A 722-nucleotide genomic window follows, 5' to 3' on the forward strand; every position below is an offset into this window, starting at 1 on the left:
GGGGGGCAGCTGGCCCGTATCCGCGAGCCCCTGCGGCGGCGGCACTACCGGTACGACGCGGCGGGACGGCTGAGCCAGGTCGTCCTGGCTCCGGCAAACGCCACGGATGACTACTTCACCGACCCGGCGGGTAACCGGATAGCGGACCGGGAGCGGTACCCGGCGCTGCCCGCGCGCTTCCCGGATAACCGCGTCAGCGAGGACGCCCGCTGGTTTTATCACCACGACGCCCACGGCAGGCTGACGAAAAAGGACGAGCGGCGGGTCCGCGACGGCGGCGGCCACGCGCATCACTACCACTACGACCATCAGCACCGGCTGGTGCACCACGTGCTGGCGCAGCAGGGCCGCACGCTCAGCGAAAGTCGCTATCTGTACGACCCGCTGGGCCGCCGCCTCGCCGCGATGACGGCGCAGGGCACCGCCTGGTACGGCTGGGACGGCGACCGGCTCACCACCACGCAGACGGAGAGCCGCCGGGTTCAGACGATTTACCTGCCGGGCAGCTTCACGCCGCTGCTCAGGGTCGAAACGGCGATGGAGGCGCGGAACGGGGCCGCGCACCGCACGCTGGCGGAAAAGCTTCAGCAGGACGCGGGGATGACCTTCGCGCCGGAGCTTATCGCCCTGCTGAATACCCTGGAGCAGGAGCTGCGGCGCGGGGACGCCAGCGAATCAAACCGCCGGTGGCTGGCGCAGTGCGGCTTAACCGCGGAGCAGAT

1 protein-coding gene and 1 pseudogene are annotated in these 722 nt (G+C 70.4%); both read left to right on the top strand.

Annotated elements, in window-relative coordinates; translation table 11 throughout:
- Positions 1 to 84: 84 nt before the first annotated feature.
- Positions 85 to 342: pseudogene (locus GYRE_RS25420) on the top strand (hypothetical protein); the annotation flags it as partial.
- A 195-nt stretch (positions 343 to 537) separates the two neighbouring features.
- On the top strand, positions 538 to 722 hold a 185-nt coding region (locus GYRE_RS25095), incomplete at its 3' end, for a hypothetical protein (protein WP_248782268.1).

Source organism: Yokenella regensburgei ATCC 49455, from assembly GCF_000735455.1.
Taxonomy (GTDB): Bacteria; Pseudomonadota; Gammaproteobacteria; order Enterobacterales; family Enterobacteriaceae; genus Yokenella; species Yokenella regensburgei.